The 20,566-nt window shown below is 36.8% G+C and carries 22 protein-coding genes and 1 pseudogene; 19 read left to right on the top strand and 4 right to left on the bottom strand.

The genetic code is table 11. The features are described 5' to 3' along the window. Positions 1 to 2 precede the first annotated feature (2 nt). The 12 genes from prfA (at position 3) to msr(D) (ending at position 12,198) form a co-directional block, all read left to right on the top strand. Positions 3 to 1,082, top strand: coding sequence for a peptide chain release factor 1 (gene prfA / locus AC6I9F_RS05820; protein WP_001028820.1), 1,080 nt, complete (start codon positions 3 to 5; stop codon positions 1,080 to 1,082). Beyond that, positions 1,082 to 1,918, top strand: a complete 837-nt coding sequence (prmC, locus tag AC6I9F_RS05815; protein ID WP_498021028.1) for a peptide chain release factor N(5)-glutamine methyltransferase — start codon at positions 1,082 to 1,084, stop codon at positions 1,916 to 1,918. The genes prfA and prmC overlap by 1 nt, the downstream gene beginning before the upstream one ends. After that, on the top strand, positions 1,902 to 2,504 hold the full coding sequence (locus AC6I9F_RS05810; RefSeq protein WP_498021026.1) for an L-threonylcarbamoyladenylate synthase: 603 nt from the start codon (positions 1,902 to 1,904) through the stop codon (positions 2,502 to 2,504). The genes prmC and AC6I9F_RS05810 overlap by 17 nt, the downstream gene beginning before the upstream one ends. Position 2,505: 1 nt before the next feature. After that, a complete protein-coding gene (locus AC6I9F_RS05805) occupies positions 2,506 to 2,937 on the top strand; it encodes a GNAT family N-acetyltransferase (protein ID WP_498021024.1) in 432 nt (143 codons plus the stop codon). Positions 2,938 to 2,997: 60 nt separating this feature from the next. Then, positions 2,998 to 4,254, top strand: coding sequence for a serine hydroxymethyltransferase (glyA, locus tag AC6I9F_RS05800; RefSeq protein ID WP_498021022.1), 1,257 nt, complete (start codon positions 2,998 to 3,000; stop codon positions 4,252 to 4,254). Positions 4,255 to 4,261: 7 nt separating this feature from the next. After that, positions 4,262 to 5,236 carry a nucleoid-associated protein gene (locus tag AC6I9F_RS05795; RefSeq protein WP_498021020.1) on the top strand — a complete coding sequence of 325 codons (975 nt, stop codon included), beginning with the start codon at positions 4,262 to 4,264 and terminating at the stop codon, positions 5,234 to 5,236. Further along, positions 5,236 to 5,850, top strand: coding sequence for a cell wall hydrolase Pmp23 (gene pmp23, locus AC6I9F_RS05790; RefSeq protein WP_000476378.1), 615 nt, complete (start codon positions 5,236 to 5,238; stop codon positions 5,848 to 5,850). The genes AC6I9F_RS05795 and pmp23 overlap by 1 nt, the downstream gene beginning before the upstream one ends. 73 nt (positions 5,851 to 5,923) lie before the next feature. After that, positions 5,924 to 6,898, top strand: coding sequence for a DUF1002 domain-containing protein (locus tag AC6I9F_RS05785; protein WP_498021018.1), 975 nt, complete (start codon positions 5,924 to 5,926; stop codon positions 6,896 to 6,898). Positions 6,899 to 6,971: 73 nt separating this feature from the next. Beyond that, positions 6,972 to 8,327 carry a 23S rRNA (uracil(1939)-C(5))-methyltransferase RlmD gene (rlmD, locus tag AC6I9F_RS05780; RefSeq protein ID WP_498021016.1) on the top strand — a complete coding sequence of 452 codons (1,356 nt, stop codon included), beginning with the start codon at positions 6,972 to 6,974 and terminating at the stop codon, positions 8,325 to 8,327. 514 nt (positions 8,328 to 8,841) lie between these two features. Continuing rightward, entirely contained in the window at positions 8,842 to 9,012 is a 171-nt protein-coding gene (locus AC6I9F_RS05775; RefSeq protein WP_000873143.1) for a hypothetical protein, read from the top strand. A 385-nt stretch (positions 9,013 to 9,397) separates the two neighbouring features. After that, positions 9,398 to 10,615, top strand: a complete 1,218-nt coding sequence (gene mef(A), locus AC6I9F_RS05770; RefSeq protein WP_000417519.1) for a macrolide efflux MFS transporter Mef(A) — start codon at positions 9,398 to 9,400, stop codon at positions 10,613 to 10,615. 119 nt (positions 10,616 to 10,734) lie between these two features. Continuing rightward, positions 10,735 to 12,198 (top strand): ABC-F type ribosomal protection protein Msr(D), encoded by a 1,464-nt coding sequence (gene msr(D), locus AC6I9F_RS05765; protein ID WP_000420313.1) that lies wholly within the window; start codon positions 10,735 to 10,737, stop codon positions 12,196 to 12,198. A gap of 117 nt (positions 12,199 to 12,315) precedes the next feature. Here msr(D) and AC6I9F_RS05760 read toward each other — a convergent pair whose 3' ends face one another. From AC6I9F_RS05760 to AC6I9F_RS05745, 4 genes are read right to left on the bottom strand one after another with little or no spacing between them, the layout of a single operon-like run. Beyond that, on the bottom strand, positions 12,316 to 12,615 hold the full coding sequence (locus tag AC6I9F_RS05760; protein ID WP_001072467.1) for a DUF5960 family protein: 300 nt from the start codon (positions 12,613 to 12,615) through the stop codon (positions 12,316 to 12,318). Next, entirely contained in the window at positions 12,602 to 12,970 is a 369-nt protein-coding gene (locus tag AC6I9F_RS05755; RefSeq protein WP_000567222.1) for a hypothetical protein, read from the bottom strand. The genes AC6I9F_RS05760 and AC6I9F_RS05755 overlap by 14 nt, the downstream gene beginning before the upstream one ends. 12 nt (positions 12,971 to 12,982) lie before the next feature. Further along, on the bottom strand, positions 12,983 to 13,318 hold the full coding sequence (locus AC6I9F_RS05750; RefSeq protein WP_000806926.1) for a DinB/UmuC family translesion DNA polymerase: 336 nt from the start codon (positions 13,316 to 13,318) through the stop codon (positions 12,983 to 12,985). Further along, the gene (locus AC6I9F_RS05745) at positions 13,315 to 13,560 is read right to left on the bottom strand and encodes a hypothetical protein (protein ID WP_001813542.1); all 246 of its coding nucleotides are present in this window, start codon (positions 13,558 to 13,560) and stop codon (positions 13,315 to 13,317) included. Before AC6I9F_RS05745 ends, AC6I9F_RS05750 begins: the two co-directional genes overlap by 4 nt. Before the next feature lie 508 nt (positions 13,561 to 14,068). Here AC6I9F_RS05745 and AC6I9F_RS05740 point away from each other — a divergent pair. The 7 genes and pseudogenes from AC6I9F_RS05740 to AC6I9F_RS05710 all read left to right on the top strand — a co-directional run bounded on the left by AC6I9F_RS05740 (position 14,069) and on the right by AC6I9F_RS05710 (position 20,478). Beyond that, a pseudogene (locus tag AC6I9F_RS05740) lies at positions 14,069 to 14,635 on the top strand (hypothetical protein). A gap of 321 nt (positions 14,636 to 14,956) precedes the next feature. Continuing rightward, complete coding sequence (locus AC6I9F_RS05735) at positions 14,957 to 15,145, top strand: hypothetical protein (RefSeq protein ID WP_000179769.1); 189 nt, start codon at positions 14,957 to 14,959, stop codon at positions 15,143 to 15,145. Positions 15,146 to 15,208: 63 nt separating this feature from the next. After that, positions 15,209 to 15,973: an ATP-grasp domain-containing protein gene (locus AC6I9F_RS05730; protein ID WP_498021007.1), complete on the top strand. Its 765-nt coding sequence runs from the start codon at positions 15,209 to 15,211 to the stop codon at positions 15,971 to 15,973. A 191-nt stretch (positions 15,974 to 16,164) separates the two neighbouring features. Next, positions 16,165 to 16,509 (top strand): hypothetical protein, encoded by a 345-nt coding sequence (locus tag AC6I9F_RS05725; protein ID WP_049487162.1) that lies wholly within the window; start codon positions 16,165 to 16,167, stop codon positions 16,507 to 16,509. 75 nt (positions 16,510 to 16,584) lie between these two features. Further along, the gene (locus AC6I9F_RS05720) at positions 16,585 to 17,868 is read left to right on the top strand and encodes a cellulose synthase (protein WP_498021006.1); all 1,284 of its coding nucleotides are present in this window, start codon (positions 16,585 to 16,587) and stop codon (positions 17,866 to 17,868) included. A gap of 346 nt (positions 17,869 to 18,214) precedes the next feature. Next, on the top strand, positions 18,215 to 19,285 hold the full coding sequence (locus tag AC6I9F_RS05715; RefSeq protein WP_262078705.1) for a hypothetical protein: 1,071 nt from the start codon (positions 18,215 to 18,217) through the stop codon (positions 19,283 to 19,285). 23 nt (positions 19,286 to 19,308) lie between these two features. Next, entirely contained in the window at positions 19,309 to 20,478 is a 1,170-nt protein-coding gene (locus AC6I9F_RS05710; RefSeq protein WP_173218370.1) for a hypothetical protein, read from the top strand. Positions 20,479 to 20,566: the final 88 nt, after the last annotated feature.

Genomic DNA, 20,566 nt, shown 5'->3' with positions numbered 1-20,566 from the left:
AAATGAACATCTATGATCAACTACAAGCTGTAGAAGACCGTTATGAAGAATTAGGAGAATTGCTAAGTGACCCAGATGTAGTATCTGATACTAAACGTTTCATGGAGCTTTCAAAAGAGGAGTCTTCAAGTCGTGATACGGTAACAGCCTACCGTGAGTATAAGCAAGTCCTTCAAAACATCGTTGATGCTGAAGAGATGATTAAGGAATCAGGTGGAGACGCGGACTTGGAAGAAATGGCCAAGCAAGAACTCAAAGATGCCAAGGCTGAAAAAGAAGAATACGAAGAAAAACTCAAAATTTTGCTCCTTCCAAAGGATCCAAACGATGATAAGAACATCATCCTTGAAATTCGTGGAGCGGCTGGTGGTGACGAAGCGGCACTTTTCGCCGGAGACCTTCTAACTATGTACCAAAAGTATGCAGAAGCCCAAGGCTGGCGCTTTGAAGTCATGGAAGCTTCTATGAACGGTGTCGGTGGTTTTAAAGAAGTGGTTGCCATGGTTTCAGGTCAATCTGTTTACTCTAAACTCAAGTACGAATCTGGTGCCCACCGAGTACAGCGTGTCCCTGTGACTGAAAGCCAAGGTCGTGTTCATACTTCCACAGCGACAGTTCTTGTCATGCCTGAAGTTGAAGAGGTTGAATACGACATTGATCCAAAAGACCTTCGTGTTGACATCTACCACGCATCAGGTGCTGGTGGACAGAACGTCAATAAGGTTGCGACAGCCGTTCGTATCGTTCACTTGCCAACCAATATCAAGGTTGAGATGCAGGAAGAACGTACCCAGCAGAAGAACCGTGAGAAAGCCATGAAAATCATCCGTGCGCGTGTTGCTGACCACTTTGCTCAGATTGCTCAGGATGAACAAGACGCTGAGCGTAAGTCGACAATCGGTACTGGTGACCGTTCAGAACGAATCCGTACTTATAATTTCCCACAAAACCGTGTCACAGACCACCGTATCGGCTTAACCCTCCAAAAACTAGATACGATTTTATCTGGTAAATTGGACGAAGTTGTGGACGCCTTGGTACTTTATGACCAAACGCAAAAATTAGAAGAATTAAACAAATAATGAAATTAGCTCAATTATTTTCAGATTTTGAAGAAGAGTTGATAAGACAAGGAGAGGAAGCTGAAAGCCTCTCTTTTGTCTATCGTAGCCTGAAAAATCTATCTTTTACAGATTTCGTTTTTGCCCTCCAGCAAGAGGTAACAGAGAAAGAAAAACAATTTGTAGAAGAGATTTACCAGCAGTTAGCGGCTCATAAACCAGCCCAGTATATCATCGGTCATACAGATTTTTATGACATGCAGTTAAAAGTTGATGAGCGGGTTTTGATTCCTCGACCTGAAACAGAGGAGTTGGTGGAGCTTATCCTGGATGAAAATCCTGAGACGAATCTTTCAGTTCTTGATATTGGAACAGGAAGTGGAGCTATAGCTCTTGCACTCTCTAAAAATAGACCAGATTGGTCAGTGACAGCAGCAGATATTTCTCGAGAGGCTTTAGAATTAGCTAGCGAAAATGCTAAAAATCAAAATCTTCAAATATTTTTAAAAAAATCTGACTGTTTTACAGAAATTTCTGAAAAATATGATATAATTGTTTCCAATCCACCCTATATCTCTCGTGAAGATGAGTCAGAGGTAGGCTTGAATGTCTTGTATTCGGAGCCTCATCTAGCTCTCTTTGCAGACGAGGATGGCCTAGCTATTTACCGTAGAATTGCGGAAGATGCAAAAGACTATCTCAAAGATGGTGGTAAGATTTACCTTGAAATTGGATACAAGCAAGGTCAAAGTGTTTCTGAACTTTTTAGGAAGCATCTTCCTGAAAAACGTGTAAGAACACTTAAGGACCAATTTGGTCAAGATAGGATGGTCGTGGTTGATGATGGACAGGATTAAACAAGAGTTGGAAAATGGCGGAGCTGTCGTTCTGCCTACAGAGACAGTTTACGGTCTTTTTGCCAAGGCTCTAGACGAAAAAGCAGTTGATCACGTATACCAGCTCAAACGTCGTCCTAGAGATAAGGCGCTCAATCTCAATATCGCTTCTCTCGAGGACATCTTGCACTTTTCAAAGAATCAGCCAGCTTATCTACCAAAACTTGTCGAGACCTTTTTACCAGGTCCATTGACCATTATTCTCGAAGCCAATGCCAGAGTTCCCTATTGGGTCAATTCTGGCCTTGAAACTGTTGGATTTCGGATGCCCAGTCACCCCATTACACTTGATTTGATTCGAGAGACAGGTCCCTTGATTGGGCCGTCTGCCAATATCTCAGGTCAGGCAAGTGGGGTAACCTTTAATCAAATTCTAGAGGATTTTGACCAAGAGGTTCTAGGTCTGGAAGACGATGCTTTTCTAACTGGACAGGATTCAACTATTTTGGATTTGTCTGGAGACAAGGTGAAAATTTTACGTCAAGGGGCCATTAAGCGAGAGGATATTCTTGCTCAGTTGCCAGAGATTTCTTTTGAGGAGGAATGATATGCTAAGAGATTTGCAAGAAACAGATGTGAAAGCTATATGTGACATCAACCAAGAGGCTTTGGGTTATTCTTTTAGTCCAGAGGAAACGGCTAGCCAACTAGCTAGACTGTCTCAGGATTCCCATCATTTCCTACTTGGCTATGAGGATGCAGCTAGTCATGCCTTGCTTGGATATGTCCATGCTGAGGTTTACGAATCCCTTTATTCCAAAGCAGGATTTAATATTTTAGCCTTAGCAGTTTCACCTCAAGCGCAAGGTCAAGGTATTGGTAAAAGCTTATTACAAGGGTTGGATCAAGAAGCAAAAAGACGTGGTTATGGGTTTATCCGCTTAAACTCTGCCGATCATCGTCTGGGTGCTCATGCATTTTATGAAAAAGTTGGTTATACTTGTGATAAAATGCAGAAACGGTTTATTCGCATCTTTTAGTTTGTTTTCGTATTGAAAAACCAAACTAAAGGACCAGTCACACTATAAAGGAGAAGACCTATGATTTTTGACAAAGATGATTTTAAAGCATATGATGCTGATCTCTGGAATGCTATTGCCAAAGAAGAAGAACGACAACAAAACAACATTGAGTTGATTGCTTCGGAAAACGTAGTTTCCAAGGCTGTTATGGCAGCTCAAGGGTCTATCTTGACGAATAAATACGCCGAAGGCTACCCAGGACGCCGTTATTATGGTGGAACAGATGTAGTAGACGTGGTAGAATCTCTAGCCATTGAACGCGCAAAAGAAATTTTCGGTGCAAAATTTGCCAATGTCCAACCTCACTCAGGAAGCCAAGCTAACTGTGCGGCTTACATGGCCTTGATTGAGCCGGGTGATACGGTTATGGGGATGGATTTGGCAGCAGGTGGACATTTGACCCACGGAGCTCCTGTCAGCTTCTCTGGTCAAACCTACAACTTTGTTTCTTACAGTGTTGATCCTGAAACGGAACTCTTAGATTTTGATGCTATCTTGAAACAAGCCCAAGAAGTAAAACCAAAATTGATCGTAGCAGGTGCTTCAGCCTATTCTCAAATTATCGACTTTTCAAAATTCCGTGAAATTGCAGACGCTGTTGGGGCTAAACTTATGGTAGATATGGCTCATATCGCTGGTTTGGTTGCTGCTGGTCTACATCCTAGCCCAGTGCCATACGCTCATATCACGACAACAACGACCCACAAAACCCTTCGTGGCCCTCGTGGTGGTTTGATTTTGACCAATGATGAAGACTTAGCTAAGAAAATCAATTCAGCTATTTTCCCTGGTATTCAGGGTGGTCCTTTGGAGCACGTTGTGGCGGCTAAAGCTGTTTCCTTCAAAGAAGTTTTGGATCCAGCCTTCAAGGAATATGCTGCTAATGTTATCAAGAACAGCAAGGCTATGGCAGATGTCTTCTTGCAAGACCCTGATTTCCGTATTATTTCTGGCGGAACTGAAAACCACCTCTTCCTAGTAGATGTAACCAAGGTTGTAGAAAACGGAAAAGTTGCTCAAAACTTGCTTGATGAGGTCAATATTACCCTGAATAAAAACTCAATCCCTTACGAAACCTTGTCACCATTCAAGACAAGTGGGATTCGTATCGGATCTGCAGCCATTACTGCACGTGGATTTGGTGAAGAAGAAAGTCGCAAAGTGGCTGAATTGATTATTAAAACCCTTAAGAATGCAGAAAATGAAGCTGTCTTAGAAGAAGTGAGAAGTGAAGTTAAAGAATTGACAGATGCCTTCCCACTATACGAGGACTAAAACTTTTATGGACATTTATATTAAGAAAGCCATTATTCACCAGTTCAGTCCGGATGATACCGAGCTGTTCCTAGCGGATAAGTTTCTCAATATTACTCCAAAAATCGAAGAATACCTGCGTAGAAAAATTGAATGTGTGTATTCAGATGAAGCCAAGACTGGGATTTTCGAGGAAGAAAATCCCTTCTTCAATCATATCACAGACGATTTGTTGGAGACATCAGTAACACTGGCTAATCTCTGGAAAGAAGAGTTCAGTATTTCTGAAAACCTCAAGACCAATGATTTGATTTTTGTGCAATTTTCTAAAGAAGGTGTAGAACATTTCGCTTTCTTACGAATTGCCCTGCGTGAGACCCTGACCCACCTCGGTGGAGAAGTTGAGAATCCAATCAAGCTGACTCAGAATAACCTACCTGGATTTGGAACAGGTGCTGACGAAGCCTTGGTGGTCAATCTTCAGAGTCGCAAGTACCATCTGATTGAAAAACGAATCAAGTACAACGGGACTTTTTTGAACTATTTTTCAGATAATCTTCTTGCTGTCGCTCCTAAAATTTCTCCCAAGAAATCCATCAAGGAACTGGAAAAAACGGCCCAGAGAATTGCTGAATCTTTTAACACAGATGACTTTCAATTTCAATCCAAGGTCAAATCAGCCATTTTCAACAACCTAGAAGAAAGCAATGAATTGTCACCTGAAAAATTGGCCAATGACCTTTTTGACAACAATCTGACGGCTCGTTTGAACTTTATTGACCAAGTTAAAGAAACTGTACCAGAGCCTGTTCAATTTGATGAAATTGATGCCAGTCGCCAATTAAAGAAATTTGAAAACCAAAAACTCTCCTTGTCAAATGGAATTGAGCTCATCGTTCCCAATAACGTCTATCAAGACGCCGAGTCTGTTGAGTTTATTCAAAATGATAATGGAACCTACTCTATCTTAATCAAAAATATCGAGGATATCCAAAGTAAATAATGTTTAAACGAATTCGAAGAGTGCTTGTACTAGCAGTCTTCCTTTTTGCTGGCTATAAAGCTTACCGCGTTCACCAAGATGTCAAGCAAGTCATGACCTATCAACCCATGGTGCGAGAAATCTTGAGTGAAAAAGACACCCCAGCAAACGAAGAGCTTGTGCTCGCTATGATTTATACCGAAACAAAAGGAAAAGAAGGCGATGTTATGCAGTCTAGTGAGTCTGCAAGTGGTTCCACCAATACCATCAATGATAATGCCTCTAGCATTCGGCAAGGCGTTCAAACTCTGACAGACAATCTCTATCTGGCCCAGAAGAAGGGTGTTGATGTCTGGACAGCTGTTCAAGCCTATAATTTTGGACCTGCCTATATCGATTTTATCGCCCAAAATGGCAAGGAAAACACCCTAGCACTGGCCAAACAGTACTCTCGTGAGACTGTTGCTCCCTTGCTTGGCAATACCACTGGAAAGACTTATAGTTATATTCACCCCATTTCCATTTTTCATGGAGCCGAACTCTATGTAAATGGAGGAAACTATTATTATTCTAGACAGGTGCAACTCAACCTTTACATCATCAAATGCTTCACTCTCTTTTCGACATCTGGCTAGCCCAGGTGTTTTTGTTATAAGTTTTCTTTAAGATAGATATATTACTCTAGAAAGGGAAAGGAGGAAAATCCCTATGAGAAAGAAACTCTTTCTGACCAGTGCTGCGGTCTTGTGGGCAGTAACAGCTATGAATAGCGTCCATGCAGCAACAGATGTTCAAAAAGTCATCGATGAAACCTATGTTCAACCTGAATATGTCCTAGGTTCTTCATTGTCTGAAGACCAAAAAAATCAAACCCTTAAAAAACTAGGCTACAATGCCTCAACAGACACCAAAGAACTCAAGACCATGACACCTGATGTCTATTCTAAAATCATGAATGTGGCCAATGACTCTAGTTTACAGTTGTATTCATCAGCCAAGATTCAAAAGCTAGGGGACAAGTCGCCACTTGAGGTCAAGATTGAAACACCAGAAAACATCACTAAGGTGACTCAGGATATGTACCGCAATGCGGCCGTAACTTTGGGTGTGGAACACGCAAAAATCACTGTAGCAGCACCTATTCCCGTTACAGGAGAAAGTGCTTTAGCAGGGATTTATTATTCGCTAGAAGCTAATGGAGCCAAGGTGCCACAAGCCAACAAAGATTTGGCTCAAGAAGAGCTAAAGGCTTTGTTGGATATCAATGCTGAAAACAAGGACAAAACTGGCTATGATGCTAATAAATTAAACGTTGCCCTAGCCGATATCAAGTCAGGACTCGCCAAAGCTAAAGAAAGCAAGGGAAATCTGACAGAAGAAGATGTCCGCAAAATCGTTGAAGATACCTTAAAAAATTACAAACTTGATCAGGTTATAACAGGAAACCAGATCAATATCATCATCAATTTTGCTTTGAATCTCTCAAAGAGTGATATCCTCAGCAATACAGACTTCACTAAAACCCTGAATGACCTTAAACAAAGTATTGTTTCACAAGCTGGCGACAGTTTTAAAAATATTAACCTTAACTTTGATGCTGATAAGGCGCTAGAGGACGGCGGTAATTTTCTAAGCTCCCTCTGGCAAGCCATTGTCAACTTCTTCAAGAGTTTTGGTTCTTAAGAAATTTCATGGTATAATAGATGGTAACCGTAACGTTGCCGTCTTTTTTGTCGGTCAATAGAAAGAGAAGAGAATGTTAAAGAAAAATGATATTGTAGAAGTTGAAATTGTTGACTTGACCCATGAAGGTTCTGGCGTGGCCAAGGTAGATGGTTTGGTCTTTTTTGTAGAGAATGCTTTACAGAGTGAAAAAATCCTCATGCGTGTCCTCAAGGTCAATAAAAAGATTGGTTTTGGGAAGGTTGAAGAATACCTTGTTCAATCACCACACCGTAATCAAGATCTAGATTTGGATTACCTGCGTTCAGGAATCGCGGATTTGGGTCATCTTGCCTATTCAGAACAGCTCAAATTTAAAACCAAGCAAGTTAAGGACAGTATATATAAGATTTCTGGAATTGATGATATAGAGGTTCCTGAAACGCTTGGTATGCAAAATCCAGTCAAGTACCGTAACAAGGCGCAGGTGCCTGTTCGTCGTGTTAATGGTGTCTTGGAAACTGGCTTTTTCCGTAAGAATTCCCATGACCTCATGCCTCTAGAAGATTTCTTTATCCAAGATCCTGTGATTGATGAGGTAGTTGTAGCCCTACGCGACTTGCTCCGTCGTTATGATTTGAAACCTTATGATGAAAAGGAACAATCTGGCTTGATTCGGAATCTTGTGGTGCGTCGCGGACACTATTCAGGTCAAATTATGGTTATTTTGGTAACGACTCGTCCCAAAGTTTTTCGTGTTGACCAATTGATTGAACAACTCATCAAGCAGTTTCCAGAGATTGTGTCTGTTATGCAAAATATCAATGACCAGAACACCAATGCTATTTTTGGTAAGGAATGGCACACACTTTATGGACAAGACTTTATCACTGACCAGATGTTGGGAAATAACTACCAAATCGCTGGTCCAGCCTTTTACCAAGTCAATACTGAAATGGCTGAAAAACTTTATCAAACAGCCATTAACTTTGCAGCATTAAAATCAGATGACGTGGTCATTGATGCCTATTCTGGTATCGGGACGATTGGCCTCTCTGTTGCCAAACATGTCAAAGAAGTTTATGGTGTTGAAGTAATTCCAGAAGCGGTTGAGAATAGCAAGAAGAATGCTCAGCTGAACAATATTTCAAATGCCTACTATGTCTGTGATACAGCCGAAAATGCCATGAAAAATTGGCTTAAAAATGGAATTCAACCAAGCCTTATCCTAGTGGACCCACCAAGAAAAGGACTCACAGAAAGCTTTATCAAGGCAAGTAGCCAAACAGGAGCCGACCGCATCGCCTATATCTCATGTAATGTCGCCACCATGGCGCGTGATATCAAACTCTACCAAGAATTGGGATATGAGTTGAAGAAAGTTCAGCCAGTGGATTTATTTCCTCAAACGCATCATGTTGAGGCGGTAAGTTTGCTAGTCAAGGAGTAAAACGACGAAGATTAGCATTTACTTCCGCCCATGCGATAGCTGTCCGTGATTGACAAGTGCTAGCACGCAGACAGAACGGAGATAGCGAACCGCTGAGTGTGTCGCTCTGCTCGTAAAAGCTTAGAAACCTTTGAACGAAAGGGATAATGAAAGCCTTGATTGCAAGGCTTTTTGCTTTATGGTGGGTAAGTATCAGAGTGAGAAAATTTTTGGAATGAGTAGAAGTGATAGCTAGAAATTATCAGTTTCTATTTCCATTTACCCTGTGGGTACGTGTTTGTTTCCATTGACAAGGAGTTTGTGGGAATAGAAATGTACCCACCTTGTTTGAATCAAGTGAAGTGTAGTTGAAGGAAATCTGTTGAAAGCAATACTTCATTTTACCGAATAAGTAATAATTTAGGCAACTTCAAATCGATTAAAAAAAACTATTTTAAAGGTTAAGAGTAGACAAAAATTGTCCACTCTTTTTTGCAAACTCAATTTATCAATAAATGAAATGAGGGAATGTAAAATGAAATATTTTGAGGTTGAGTTAGAAAATCCTGATGAATTTTTAAAACTACAAACAGAAGATTTTGTGAAAGCTAATCGCTTGCTACTAAGGAAGATAATCCAGAGCGTTACAGTCTATGAAGAAAACTTCGTCATATCCTTTAAATCTGGCATCGAATTGGAAGTATGAGTCTCATTCCATAACTTTTATATTGAACATATCATCTTGTTGTGTTATACTATAAATTGATATAAACAAAGATGTAGGAGGAACCGAAACTATGACAGCCTCAATGCGTTTAAGATAAGCTGGCAATAAAAAAAGCAGAATCTATACCCGATGATAGGCTTTTTTGTTGTGCTTATTTATACGATATTGAGCATTCATTAGTTACGGTGAGGATATTGGTTATTTAACTATACCTTTATTTAACTATGTCTTTAATATGAATGTTTCCAAATTGTATGTATGCAGACCAAAAGCCACATTGTGGGGTTTGGCCTGCATTTTTTATTGCCTAGAATGCTATTCAAAATAGAAATTCAAGCAAAATAATATGCAGGAGATAATATAAATGGAAAAATACAACAATTGGAAACGAAAATTTTATGCAATATGGGCAGGGCAAGCAGTATCATTAATCACTAGTGCCATCCTGCAAATGGCGATTATTTTTTACCTTACAGAAAAAACAGGATCTGCGATGGTCTTGTCTATGGCTTCATTAGTAGGTTTTTTACCCTATGCGATTTTGGGACCTGCCATTGGTGTGCTAGTGGATCGTCATGATAGGAAGAAGATAATGATTGGTGCCGATTTAATTATCGCAGCAGCTGGTGCAGTGCTTGCTATTGTTGCATTCTGTATGGAGCTACCTGTCTGGATGATTATGATAGTATTGTTTATCCGTAGCATTGGAACAGCTTTTCATACCCCAGCACTCAATGCGGTTACACCACTTTTAGTACCAGAAGAACAGCTAACGAAATGCGCAGGCTATAGTCAGTCTTTGCAGTCTATAAGCTATATTGTTAGTCCGGCAGTTGCAGCACTCTTATACTCCGTTTGGGATTTAAATGCTATTATTGCCATCGACGTATTGGGTGCTGTGATTGCATCTATTACGGTAGCAATTGTACGTATACCTAAGCTGGGTAATCAAGTGCAAAGTTTAGAACCAAATTTCATAAGGGAGATGAAAGAAGGAGTTGTGGTTCTGAGACAAAACAAAGGATTGTTTGCCTTATTACTCTTAGGAACACTATATACTTTTGTTTATATGCCAATCAATGCACTATTTCCTTTAATAAGCATGGAACACTTTAATGGAACGCCTGTGCATATTTCTATTACGGAAATTTCCTTTGCATTTGGGATGCTAGCAGGAGGCTTATTATTAGGAAGATTAGGGGGCTTCGAAAAGCATGTATTACTAATAACAAGTTCATTTTTTATAATGGGGACCAGTTTAGCCGTTTCGGGAATACTTCCTCCAAATGGATTTGTAATATTCGTAGTTTGCTGTGCAATAATGGGGCTTTCGGTGCCATTTTATAGCGGTGTGCAAACAGCTCTTTTTCAGGAGAAAATTAAGCCTGAATATTTAGGACGTGTATTTTCTTTGATCGGAAGTATCATGTCACTTGCTATGCCAATTGGGTTAATTCTTTCTGGATTCTTTGCTGATAAAATCGGTGTAAATCATTGGTTTTTACTATCAGGTATTTTAATTATTGGCATTGCTATAGTTTGCCAAATGATAACTGAGGTTAGAAAATTAGATTTAAAATAAACAATATTGGAGGAATATTTATGTATCTTATTTTCATGTAACTCTTCCTGCTAAAATCGCAGGGGTTTCCCTGCATACAAGCAAATGAAAGCATGCGATTATAGACAGGAGGAAATGTTATGGAATTAATATTAAAAGCAAAAGACATTCGTGTGGAATTCAAAGGACGCGATGTTTTAGATATAAATGAATTAGAAGTATATGATTATGACCGTATTGGTTTAGTAGGAGCAAATGGTGCTGGAAAAAGCACTTTACTCAGGGTACTTTTAGGAGAATTAACTCCCCCAGGATGTAAAATGAATCGTCTGGGTGAACTTGCCTATATTCCCCAGTTGGACGAAGTAACTCTGCAGGAGGAAAAAGATTTTGCACTTGTAGGCAAGCTAGGTGTTGAGCAATTAAATATACAGACTATGAGCGGTGGTGAAGAAACAAGGCTTAAAATAGCACAGGCCTTATCGGCACAGGTTCATGGTATTTTAGCGGATGAACCTACGAGCCATTTAGACCGTGAAGGAATTGATTTTCTAATAGGACAGCTAAAATATTTTACAGGTGCACTGTTAGTTATTAGCCATGACCGCTATTTTCTTGATGAAATAGTAGATAAAATATGGGAACTGAAAGATGGCAAAATCACTGAGTATTGGGGAAACTATTCTGATTATCTTCGTCAGAAAGAGGAAGAACGTAAGAGCCAAGCTGCAGAATACGAACAATTTATTGCGGAACGTGCCCGATTGGAAAGGGCTGCGGAGGAAAAGCGAAAACAGGCTCGTAAAATAGAACAGAAGGCAAAAGGTTCTTCAAAGAAAAAAAGTACTGAAGACGGAGGGCGTTTAGCTCATCAAAAATCAATAGGAAGTAAGGAAAAAAAGATGTATAATGCTGCTAAAACCCTAGAGCACAGGATTGCGGCCTTAGGAAAAGTAGAAGCTCCGGAAGGCATTCGCAGAATTCGTTTCAGGCAAAGTAAAGCATTGGAGCTCCATAATCCATACCCTATAGTCGGTGCAGAAATTAATAAAGTATTTGGGGATAAGGCTCTGTTTGAAAATGCATCTTTTCAAATTCCGTTAGGAGCAAAAGTGGCGTTAACTGGTGGTAATGGAATCGGAAAAACAACTTTAATCCAAATGATCTTAAACCATGAAGAAGGAATTTCTATTTCGCCTAAGGCAAAAATAGGTTACTTTGCACAGAATGGTTACAAGTACAACAGTAATCAGAATGTTATGGAGTTTATGCAGAAGGATTGTGACTACAATATATCAGAAATTCGTTCAGTGCTAGCATCTATGGGGTTCAAACAGAACGATATTGGAAAAAGTTTATCTGTTTTAAGCGGTGGAGAAATTATAAAATTGTTGCTTGCTAAAATGCTCATGGGTAGATATAACATCCTAATAATGGATGAACCCAGTAACTTCCTTGACATACCAAGTTTAGAGGCTTTGGAAATACTAATGAAGGAGTACACCGGAACTATCGTGTTTATCACCCACGATAAACGATTACTCGAAAATGTAGCAGATGTAGTTTATGAAATTAGAGATAAGAAAATAAATCTGAAACATTAAATTTAAGGTAGTCGCTGGTCAGTATAGTCTGTTCTGGTTGGCGACTCCATTGTTAAAGAGTATAAAGACTTTAGATTTTATGAATATTAAAAATAGGAACAGTCAATTGAACTGCTCCTATTTTTCTGCTAAATATATTGTAGTTTTCTTATATGTATAATGATAGATTAGCGGATTCTCATCTACGGTACTTACTTCAAATATGAAGAAGTGATCGCGGTTATCTCTGGACTTTTCCTTATTGAGGACAAAGTAATTCTTACGTGAAGTCGCCATTGTTTTTAGGATATCATCAGTTAGGAAGGTCAATGGAATATTCATGTTAGAGTAGCGGTAGAAGTCACGTTCAAAATCTTGGTAGCTCTCGCTATAATAGTCCATTTGTAGGTGATTACGCTGAAACTCAAGCTGATTCATAGAGCACCTCCTCGACAAGTTCAATACTAATAATGTCTTTTAATTTCAAATTGATGTGACCTGTTGTAGTTTTTATCAAAATGAAATCTTTGGTCAGACTTGGTATTGTTCCAGTGTAGGAAACACGCTTGTTTTTTTCAATCACTTGAATGCGTGTGCGTAGCTGCCCGGCGTATACTTGACTGAGGAGTAATAATTTCTTCTCTAGTGATAAGTCAGACATGTACGTTACTTTGTTTGTATCATCAGAGAGTGCTGATGCATGTTCAGATAGGAAAAAGCCCATCCATTTTTGCATCTTTGTATCCTGGTACTCTCTTGCTGATTGAAATGGTAAATATGAACGGTCAATCATATCAAATCCTTTCTATGCAGAGGCAAGGGTATTTTTATCAAATTGAATCGTAAAACCTTGAATTCCCCCACCTGTGTAACATTCTTTAAAGCGATTGATTACCTCAGTATAGATTATCACAGATGAGCTTGTTGGCTTAATGCTAAATGTAAATTCCAATGGTAATCGGTTTTCAGATTTAGCATGTACTAGTCGTATCGATATTTCAGTTGTTTTGAGTTTTCTCTGACGAAGTTTTGAAGTTGCTGTTTCAACGATTCCATGTAAAAATCTTTCAAGCATTTCAATATCATTACATCCTTTGCTACGGATTTCTGAAAATTGTACTGTATTTTTTTCTTGTTTCATTTTAATCCCTCCAATCCACCCGCGGAATGACCACCGATAAGTTTACTGCGTTCAATATTTCTGGAACCTTCAGTTAGGACGGTTCCTTTTTGTATGGCTAAAAAACCAAACTGTTCTCTGACAACATCAATAGCTGTCTGAAGTCTATTATCTTTTTCAATTTGTTCTACATCATCAAAGAGTGATAGTAGAGTATAGCTTTCATCTACGAAGCCACTATAAGATACACCAATTTGTCTCACTGCACCAGAGGTGTATTTTTTCGGAATAATACAAGTACATGACTCACCATTGTTTTGGGGAGATTTGCGGGTTCAATTTTATTCTGAGCATTTATAGATTTTTTCATCTCAGTCCTAGAATAGCCAATATGAATAGAAACGACAGTAGTCAATACTAGGGCTACTGTTCCGTTCCACAGTATCATTTAAAAATCATTTTCACACCCTTTCGTCTATTAGTATAGAAGAAAGCTCTCAGCACATGTCGAGTGTGTAAGCTTGTTAGTGAAACGTAGCTAATCCTCAAAAGGTTCACCCAAACCTTTTGAGTCCCACAAACGCATCACGTTGAGGCGGTATCACTGCTTGTACGAGCTGAAGCATCAGCGAAGTAGAAGCAGATGCTCCGCCCATGGGATAGGACTCGGAGAATGAGGAGGGAATATGATGAGATGATACAGAAAGCCTGAACTGATCAGGTGACGTGCTTATTTACATTAGCCTAATGATGAAAATAGAAAGATTATCGATGGTTATATTGGAATTGTACCAAAATGATTATTCTAAAGATATAGTCGCGTTTGATTCAATAAAAGAGGGGAAAACTTTTGTAGCTCAAATCCCTGGATATACTTTAGAAACAGAAGATGGATTTGAAGTAGAGTTTTTTAATCCTACAAATCTACCAGACTATCTGGAAATTATCTATAACGGAAACATTGTACCTTTGTCTAAATTTATGTTTGATCCTGAGGAAAATGTTGACATTATTTGGAAAGAAATCTCGAATCTATCCGAACCAAACGAAAAAGTAATTGAAGGCTATTCCAAAATCGATGCCTATGTTGTTAACAACGATGAAGTTAAAACCTAAGTGGAAGCAAGAGAAGCGAACTATCGGCAGGCAAAAGACTTTCTAGAATGCAGTGGATATGAAGTAGACAGAAGCTTTTTCAGAAGTGAAGACGGTGAAGCGATTCTCTACAGAAAAAAAGGTGCAGAAGATTGGCATTTCTTGTGTTACTTAGACCCAATATTTTTAGAGATTGAAGATGTAGAGGGATATGTTAAAGAAGAGGTTGGAGAAATTCAATAGTCAACCAAAGTTCCTTATCAGCATGTAGATTTGCTAGTAAAATCGTCAAATCCTTGTAACAAAGGGGGTTAAGAGAACCCTTGAGTGTAAGCCGTTTTCTTGTTTAGAGGGGACGTATTAGAGTATCCGCTCATAATTTATACTAGACCTGATAACTTATTTGAGATAGATTTTATTTCTATAAATACTGTGGAAATTTTTTAATACCAAAGATTTAAAGTTACTGTGTTAAAAAACCTCCCCACTTTTAAACTAATGTATTATAAAAATCAGTTGACATAAGTGTTACACCTGTGATAGAATTGACTTGAGGTGAAGAAAATGGCAACAGATAAAAATAGAATAATGATTAGCTTGGATGATAAAAATTTAGAGAAACTTGAAAATTTAGTAGAAGATGCTAGAGATAGAAGAGGAATGCGACTAACAAAGTCCCAAGTTATTGAATTACTCCTAAATACCGTTGATTATTTCGATGATATTATGGGAGCTATTTACTCAAAAAAATAACAGCGAAAATGCTATTATTTTTTTTACAAATAGGTGCAACACTAGTGATATAGGAGTGATAAAATGGTTGTTTATATTAGACAAAGTAAATTACCAAATGAGGTTTCAATTAATAAATACAATGCTCAAGTAGGTGCCTACTTACAAGGAGAAGAAGTTGTTTTATATCAATCTTTTTCTGAAATAAAACAGTTAACAAGCGATGATGCAGTTATAGATTATATAACGGAGACCAGAGCATTACTAAAAATGATGGGGTTAAACGTTCCGGTTTACGACTATCCTATTGAGCTTAAAGAGTTTTATGGTCGAAAGATTTATGCAGGTGTTTTAGGAGAGATTGTAAATATACCTGATAATTGGGGAAAATTTATTAAGCCTAAAGCTGGTTCAAAAGTCTTTACTGGAAGAGTTGTTAACGGAACCCGTGATTTGATAGGTATTGGTCTACCTTTTGACTATCCTATATGGATTAGTGAGGTTGCAGAATTCATAGCAGAATGGCGTTGTTTTGTTTTAGATGGTAGCGTATTAGATGTTCGACCCTATACAGGTGATTATCATGCACAATTTGATCCTAGTGTAATTGATAAAGCCATATCATGTTGGAAAGATGCGCCAATAGCTTATGGACTAGATATTGGTGTTACTAGTGATGGCAGAACACTTGTTGTTGAAGTAAATGATGGTTATGCATTGGGAAATTATGGCCTATCTCCTTTAAACTCAATCAACTTTCATAAAGCTAGATGGAAAGAAATGGTAAAACCTTATTTTGAAAAAAACGATGTCTTTACTATGCCTGAAAATGAAAATATAAGTTTCTAAAAAGAACAGAATTAAATCTGTGTATCTGCAACGAGTAAGTTGCAGTTTTTTGTTTTGAATAATGATATAATAGATTAAGAAAATAATGAAAACGCTATATATTTGAAAATTGTTTAGAAAGTAGAAAGTATGAAAACAATCGACATGATTATTAAATCATCAACTTGAATTATAAAAAAAGGAGTACTAACATGCCGAAATATACCGACGAAGATATTAGAAAATTAAATAAAATCACATTAAAAATTGCTGGTGATTATTTAGGTATAAGTTCACAGGCAGTTGCTATAGGTCTTAGAAATAATTTTCTCCCAATTGGTTTTGCTATTCATAACGAAGAAAGAGACAGACGTTTCACTGAGAGTTGGTCATATCATATTATTGCTGAAAGAATGATTTCATACAATCACGGTAAGCTATCTGAGATCCGTGTTGAAAATATTGAAACTAGTTTAGATAAAATTATAGAGGAATTTAACGGTTTAAAACAAGATTTACTTTTTATATTAAGCGAAAATGCAGAAGTGAAGAATTAGAAGTTTTTGAATTTGCGTTTTCGCTTGGTAAATATAAAAATGGTGATGTGAAATATAAGGGTAAAGGTGTTTCAAATGAAGATGATAAAGACCTTTTCTAGAGAAGAACTCTATGAAGTAATCTGGGAAATAAGTGCAAAACAAGTTTCATTGAAATATGATTTAAGCTATTCAGACTTACTCAAGAAATGCAAAGAATTTGAAATCCCAATTCCAAATGGTAGTTATTGGTATCGTAAGAATACTGGACAAGATTTAAGTGAACTTATTATTCCATTACCACAAAATGACGTAAATGAGGTTCATATTGATAGAAAAAGTCTAAAGAACAATAGAATAAAACCTAGTAAACATAAAGAAGATAGTACGGAGGATAAAAACGAAGATACTGTTAAACTTGATACAACTAGTATAAGAAGTTCATTATCATTTATAGAGGACGATAAAATAGAACGTATTATTGAAGCAGTTTTAAACCTAAACCAGGCTCCAAATAAGAGATTACATAAATCTGTAGCTAATCTAAGAGATAAAATCGCAGAGTGGAATAAGAGGGAAACAGCTGCTTCTTATCCTTACTTTGATCCTAGACACAGATATAATGATTTAAAAGAACCTAAATTTGTAAAAAATATTTCACTCAATTCTCTTCCACGTTTATATCGCTTTTTAGATACACTAGTTACTGTAATTGAAAGAATTGGTGATAATGTAATTTCAAATTGGGATATTCAAATTGATAAGGATATTGTTCGTTTTGAAGTTATAGAATCAACAGACAAAGTAAGTCATGAATTAACAAAAGAAGAAGCTAAAGAACTAGCAGAGTACAATGATAGCGTTAAGTTTAATGGATATGCTTTTAAACCAAGAATAAAGAAGTATGACTATATACCAAATGGAAAATTCCGATTTAAGATAATAGATGGTAAATACATTAAAGATACTAAAGAATTCACACTTGAACAATCAATCCCAGAAATAATTGTTTTAATTTACCAAGAGCATTATAAAGTTAAGAACTTACGCCTTGAACGTGAAGAGAAAGCAAGACTATACGAAGAGGAGCAAGAGCGAAAAAGAAAATTACAAAATAGAATCGAAGAAGAGAAGAAGCGGACAATGTCTCTTCTGAATATGCTAGAAGATTTTCAAACAGCAAATGATTTAAGACTGATGGCTGATAAACTGGAGATAGTAGGGAAACTTAGTAAAGAGGAAATTGATTGGATTAGATCCAAGGCTGACTGGATCGACCCAATAGTTTCTTCATCAGATGAATTATTAGGAATCAGAAATCATGAAAATTCTAGAGAAGAAAAAGAACAATATCTAAGTGAGAAAAGGTACTACTGGTAAATTTGTGTTTTTAGTTTTTCACAGAGTGTAGTGTTATTAGAGTAAATGATTAACTAAACTAATAATAAATCATTTTACACATTTATTATAAATAGGTCTTTAATACAAGATAGTATATACTTTCGTTCTATAATTTAGAAGTTTTCTTGCACTATGTTTAGTCACTATCACTGCTTGTTATTTCTATAAATTAAAATAGTAAGATTTTTTGAAAACAAAATTTTTATTGTTCAGGAACAATTTGTATCAAAGTGGTTGTTCAAGTTGAACTTCTTAATGGCTAAGGTCTTTTTATAGTTTTAGTGGTATAATAAACAATATGAATAAGCTGTTTTTGGGGGACAAAATGATTGATAGTATTAAAGTGAAGAAAGTTGAAATAGACTCTAAAAAAATTCCCTTAGACAGCTCAACAAACCTCTCTGAAAAGATAAAATTGGGACAAAATACTACACCTATTTCTGTTTTGGCTGATACCTTTAGTAGCTTTCAAGCAACTGTAAATGCTAACATTATTTCAGAATTAACTGCAACTTCAAATGTATTAAGTTCAGCTAAATTAGTGAATATTACTAATTTGACAACTTCTTTACTAAGTCTGCCTTCATCAATTCAAGTGGACAAAAGCGTTATTAATGTTATGTTAGAAGTGATTGATTCGTACAATAAGATGTTGTCAAGCACACACTTGCAAGCAATTCAAAACATTGCAGAGTCTGCTAAAAATTTAATTGCTAGCTATCAAATTGATTATTCAAAGACTTTTAGTGGCATTAATGAACTTTTAAAGTCACTGCCTTCGATTTACACACAAGAAGAAATTGAGCAGATTATTTCTCGAGTTCAACTGCTGGCAGAAAATGGATGGGTTATTTATTTTCGTGATAGAAATGTTTATCAACGTTTACTTGCTGAGGAATGGAATACCTTGGAGGACGAATGGTTAGAGCTGCTTAGGGATAAACTAAAAAATGAGGATTTTATTATTGACTTACAAAATTCAGCGTGTTATTCAGCTCCTCTTGTAAAATCAATGGTTGATTGCTACTTTAATCGAAACTTTTATGCAGCATACACTCTGGGAAGTTTGGCAATTGATGGTGCACTAAATAGAATTTCAGAAATGACTTCATTAGAGAAAAAAATACCAGTAGGTCACCGAGCGATTAAAGAAATTGATAATATATTTATTGATAAGTCGTTTAGCGATGTAGGACTGATGCACTGGCTGTATAGTTTCTTCAAAGATACTAATAGATTTACACTTGATGAACCAAATCGACATATGATTAGTCATGGTCGGTGGGAGAAAGAAATCGAAGAACAAGAGTTTTTGAAGTTATTTAATGCAATGTTGTATATTTGTGATGAGTATGATTATTGGGAAGAAGTTATTCGTTATGAACAAGACAACTAAATATTTTTGGAGGTTAAACACCTATGCTTGAAATATATCCTTTTATTCAGGAGCTAGTTAAGTGTGAAACGACCATACAGAAAATAGAAGTTTTCAATAGATGGAACCTTCATGAGTGTAGAGTTTTTCTATTTGATGAAGAAAAGTCAAATTTTGGTAATATAGGCAAATCATTTAGCTATGGAAAGTTTAATCTGATTGGTTTGGGAGATTACCAAAAAATTTGGGTTATTGATAAAAATACTGTGAATGCTAAGGATAATTTCTTACCCGTTGCCAGAATTATCAATTATGACTTAAACATTTTTACCTACATACATGATTTATATAGAGGAAGAAATGTCCCAGATAAGGAGAATTTAATTAAATTTTTACACGAAATTAAATCGTTGCGTCTAACAAATAATATTTCAAATGCTTTAATGGAAAGATATACCACCCCAATAAATCGTGAATTATTAGCCAAAATGATTGAAAGTTATGTTTATTTTGATAGCACTAATTTTGAAGTATTTCAATCTAATGTGCCTCAGACTCTAAAACCAGATAAATATATTTGGATGAAAGAAATCTGGGAAGATGCAGAAAACTACCTAAGCAATGATGAGGTGATACAACAGTATGAGGCAGTATGTTGCTATATATTGAAAGCATTCGTTTTGAAAAATACAAAAAATCTTTCTACAAAAGCTAAAGTAGCTGAGTTTAAACGCTATTGTTTTGAGGATTTATGCGTATTTTTAGAATTGGAAATGACTTTATTAATACTTTTTTTGAAAAATGATAGTGCTGTTCAAGAAATATTTAAAAAGTTACAGCTAGGGGCTAAGAAGTTAATTGATAAAATACATAATACAGCATGGGATATTTTTCATATAAGACTATTGGAACAAAGTACTTTATTCAATTGTATTGAAAATTCAGATGTGATTTATCTCCATTATTTCGCAACTGCGGATTCTGGAGTAGCTGAGGTATTACGAGTCAATCCGATTAAAATGCTGGTTTATTATAATGAAAAACTTATACCTATACGTCGATATGATGCACTAGATTTCTTCACTCAAGATGAATTAGATTTTTATACTACTGCAGAAAAAATTACATTACGTGAGACGAAAGTTCAGAGTATTGATTTCTGTTCTATAAAGCAAGGATTGGTCAGTGAGTTAGGGGATTTCCTTACTAAATAAATTTTAATAGTTCCGTTCTATAGTATTATTCCAAAATCACTTTTACATACTTTCGTTCTATAATATAGAAGTTTGCTAGCACCACACG

Source organism: Streptococcus nakanonensis, from assembly GCF_059738785.1.
This window is presented reverse-complemented; position numbering and strand designations above follow the sequence as displayed.

Excerpts from the sequence above, each read along its gene's own strand:
- AC6I9F_RS05760 (WP_001072467.1), bottom strand. The coding sequence starts at position 12,615 with ATGAATCAGCTTGAGTTTCAGCGTAATCACCTACAAATGGACTATTAT.
- AC6I9F_RS05795 (WP_498021020.1), top strand. The coding sequence starts at position 4,262 with ATGGACATTTATATTAAGAAAGCCATTATTCACCAGTTCAGTCCGGAT.
- AC6I9F_RS05785 (WP_498021018.1), top strand. The coding sequence starts at position 5,924 with ATGAGAAAGAAACTCTTTCTGACCAGTGCTGCGGTCTTGTGGGCAGTA.
- AC6I9F_RS05720 (WP_498021006.1), top strand. The coding sequence starts at position 16,585 with ATGAAGATGATAAAGACCTTTTCTAGAGAAGAACTCTATGAAGTAATC.
- AC6I9F_RS05755 (WP_000567222.1), bottom strand. The coding sequence starts at position 12,970 with ATGATTGACCGTTCATATTTACCATTTCAATCAGCAAGAGAGTACCAG.
- AC6I9F_RS05730 (WP_498021007.1), top strand. The coding sequence starts at position 15,209 with ATGGTTGTTTATATTAGACAAAGTAAATTACCAAATGAGGTTTCAATT.
- AC6I9F_RS05725 (WP_049487162.1), top strand. The coding sequence starts at position 16,165 with ATGCCGAAATATACCGACGAAGATATTAGAAAATTAAATAAAATCACA.
- AC6I9F_RS05750 (WP_000806926.1), bottom strand. The coding sequence starts at position 13,318 with ATGAAACAAGAAAAAAATACAGTACAATTTTCAGAAATCCGTAGCAAA.
- rlmD (WP_498021016.1), top strand. The coding sequence starts at position 6,972 with ATGTTAAAGAAAAATGATATTGTAGAAGTTGAAATTGTTGACTTGACC.
- AC6I9F_RS05735 (WP_000179769.1), top strand. The coding sequence starts at position 14,957 with ATGGCAACAGATAAAAATAGAATAATGATTAGCTTGGATGATAAAAAT.
- AC6I9F_RS05810 (WP_498021026.1), top strand. The coding sequence starts at position 1,902 with ATGATGGACAGGATTAAACAAGAGTTGGAAAATGGCGGAGCTGTCGTT.
- prmC (WP_498021028.1), top strand. The coding sequence starts at position 1,082 with ATGAAATTAGCTCAATTATTTTCAGATTTTGAAGAAGAGTTGATAAGA.
- AC6I9F_RS05805 (WP_498021024.1), top strand. The coding sequence starts at position 2,506 with ATGCTAAGAGATTTGCAAGAAACAGATGTGAAAGCTATATGTGACATC.
- pmp23 (WP_000476378.1), top strand. The coding sequence starts at position 5,236 with ATGTTTAAACGAATTCGAAGAGTGCTTGTACTAGCAGTCTTCCTTTTT.
- AC6I9F_RS05710 (WP_173218370.1), top strand. The coding sequence starts at position 19,309 with ATGCTTGAAATATATCCTTTTATTCAGGAGCTAGTTAAGTGTGAAACG.
- prfA (WP_001028820.1), top strand. The coding sequence starts at position 3 with ATGAACATCTATGATCAACTACAAGCTGTAGAAGACCGTTATGAAGAA.
- glyA (WP_498021022.1), top strand. The coding sequence starts at position 2,998 with ATGATTTTTGACAAAGATGATTTTAAAGCATATGATGCTGATCTCTGG.
- AC6I9F_RS05715 (WP_262078705.1), top strand. The coding sequence starts at position 18,215 with ATGATTGATAGTATTAAAGTGAAGAAAGTTGAAATAGACTCTAAAAAA.
- AC6I9F_RS05775 (WP_000873143.1), top strand. The coding sequence starts at position 8,842 with ATGAAATATTTTGAGGTTGAGTTAGAAAATCCTGATGAATTTTTAAAA.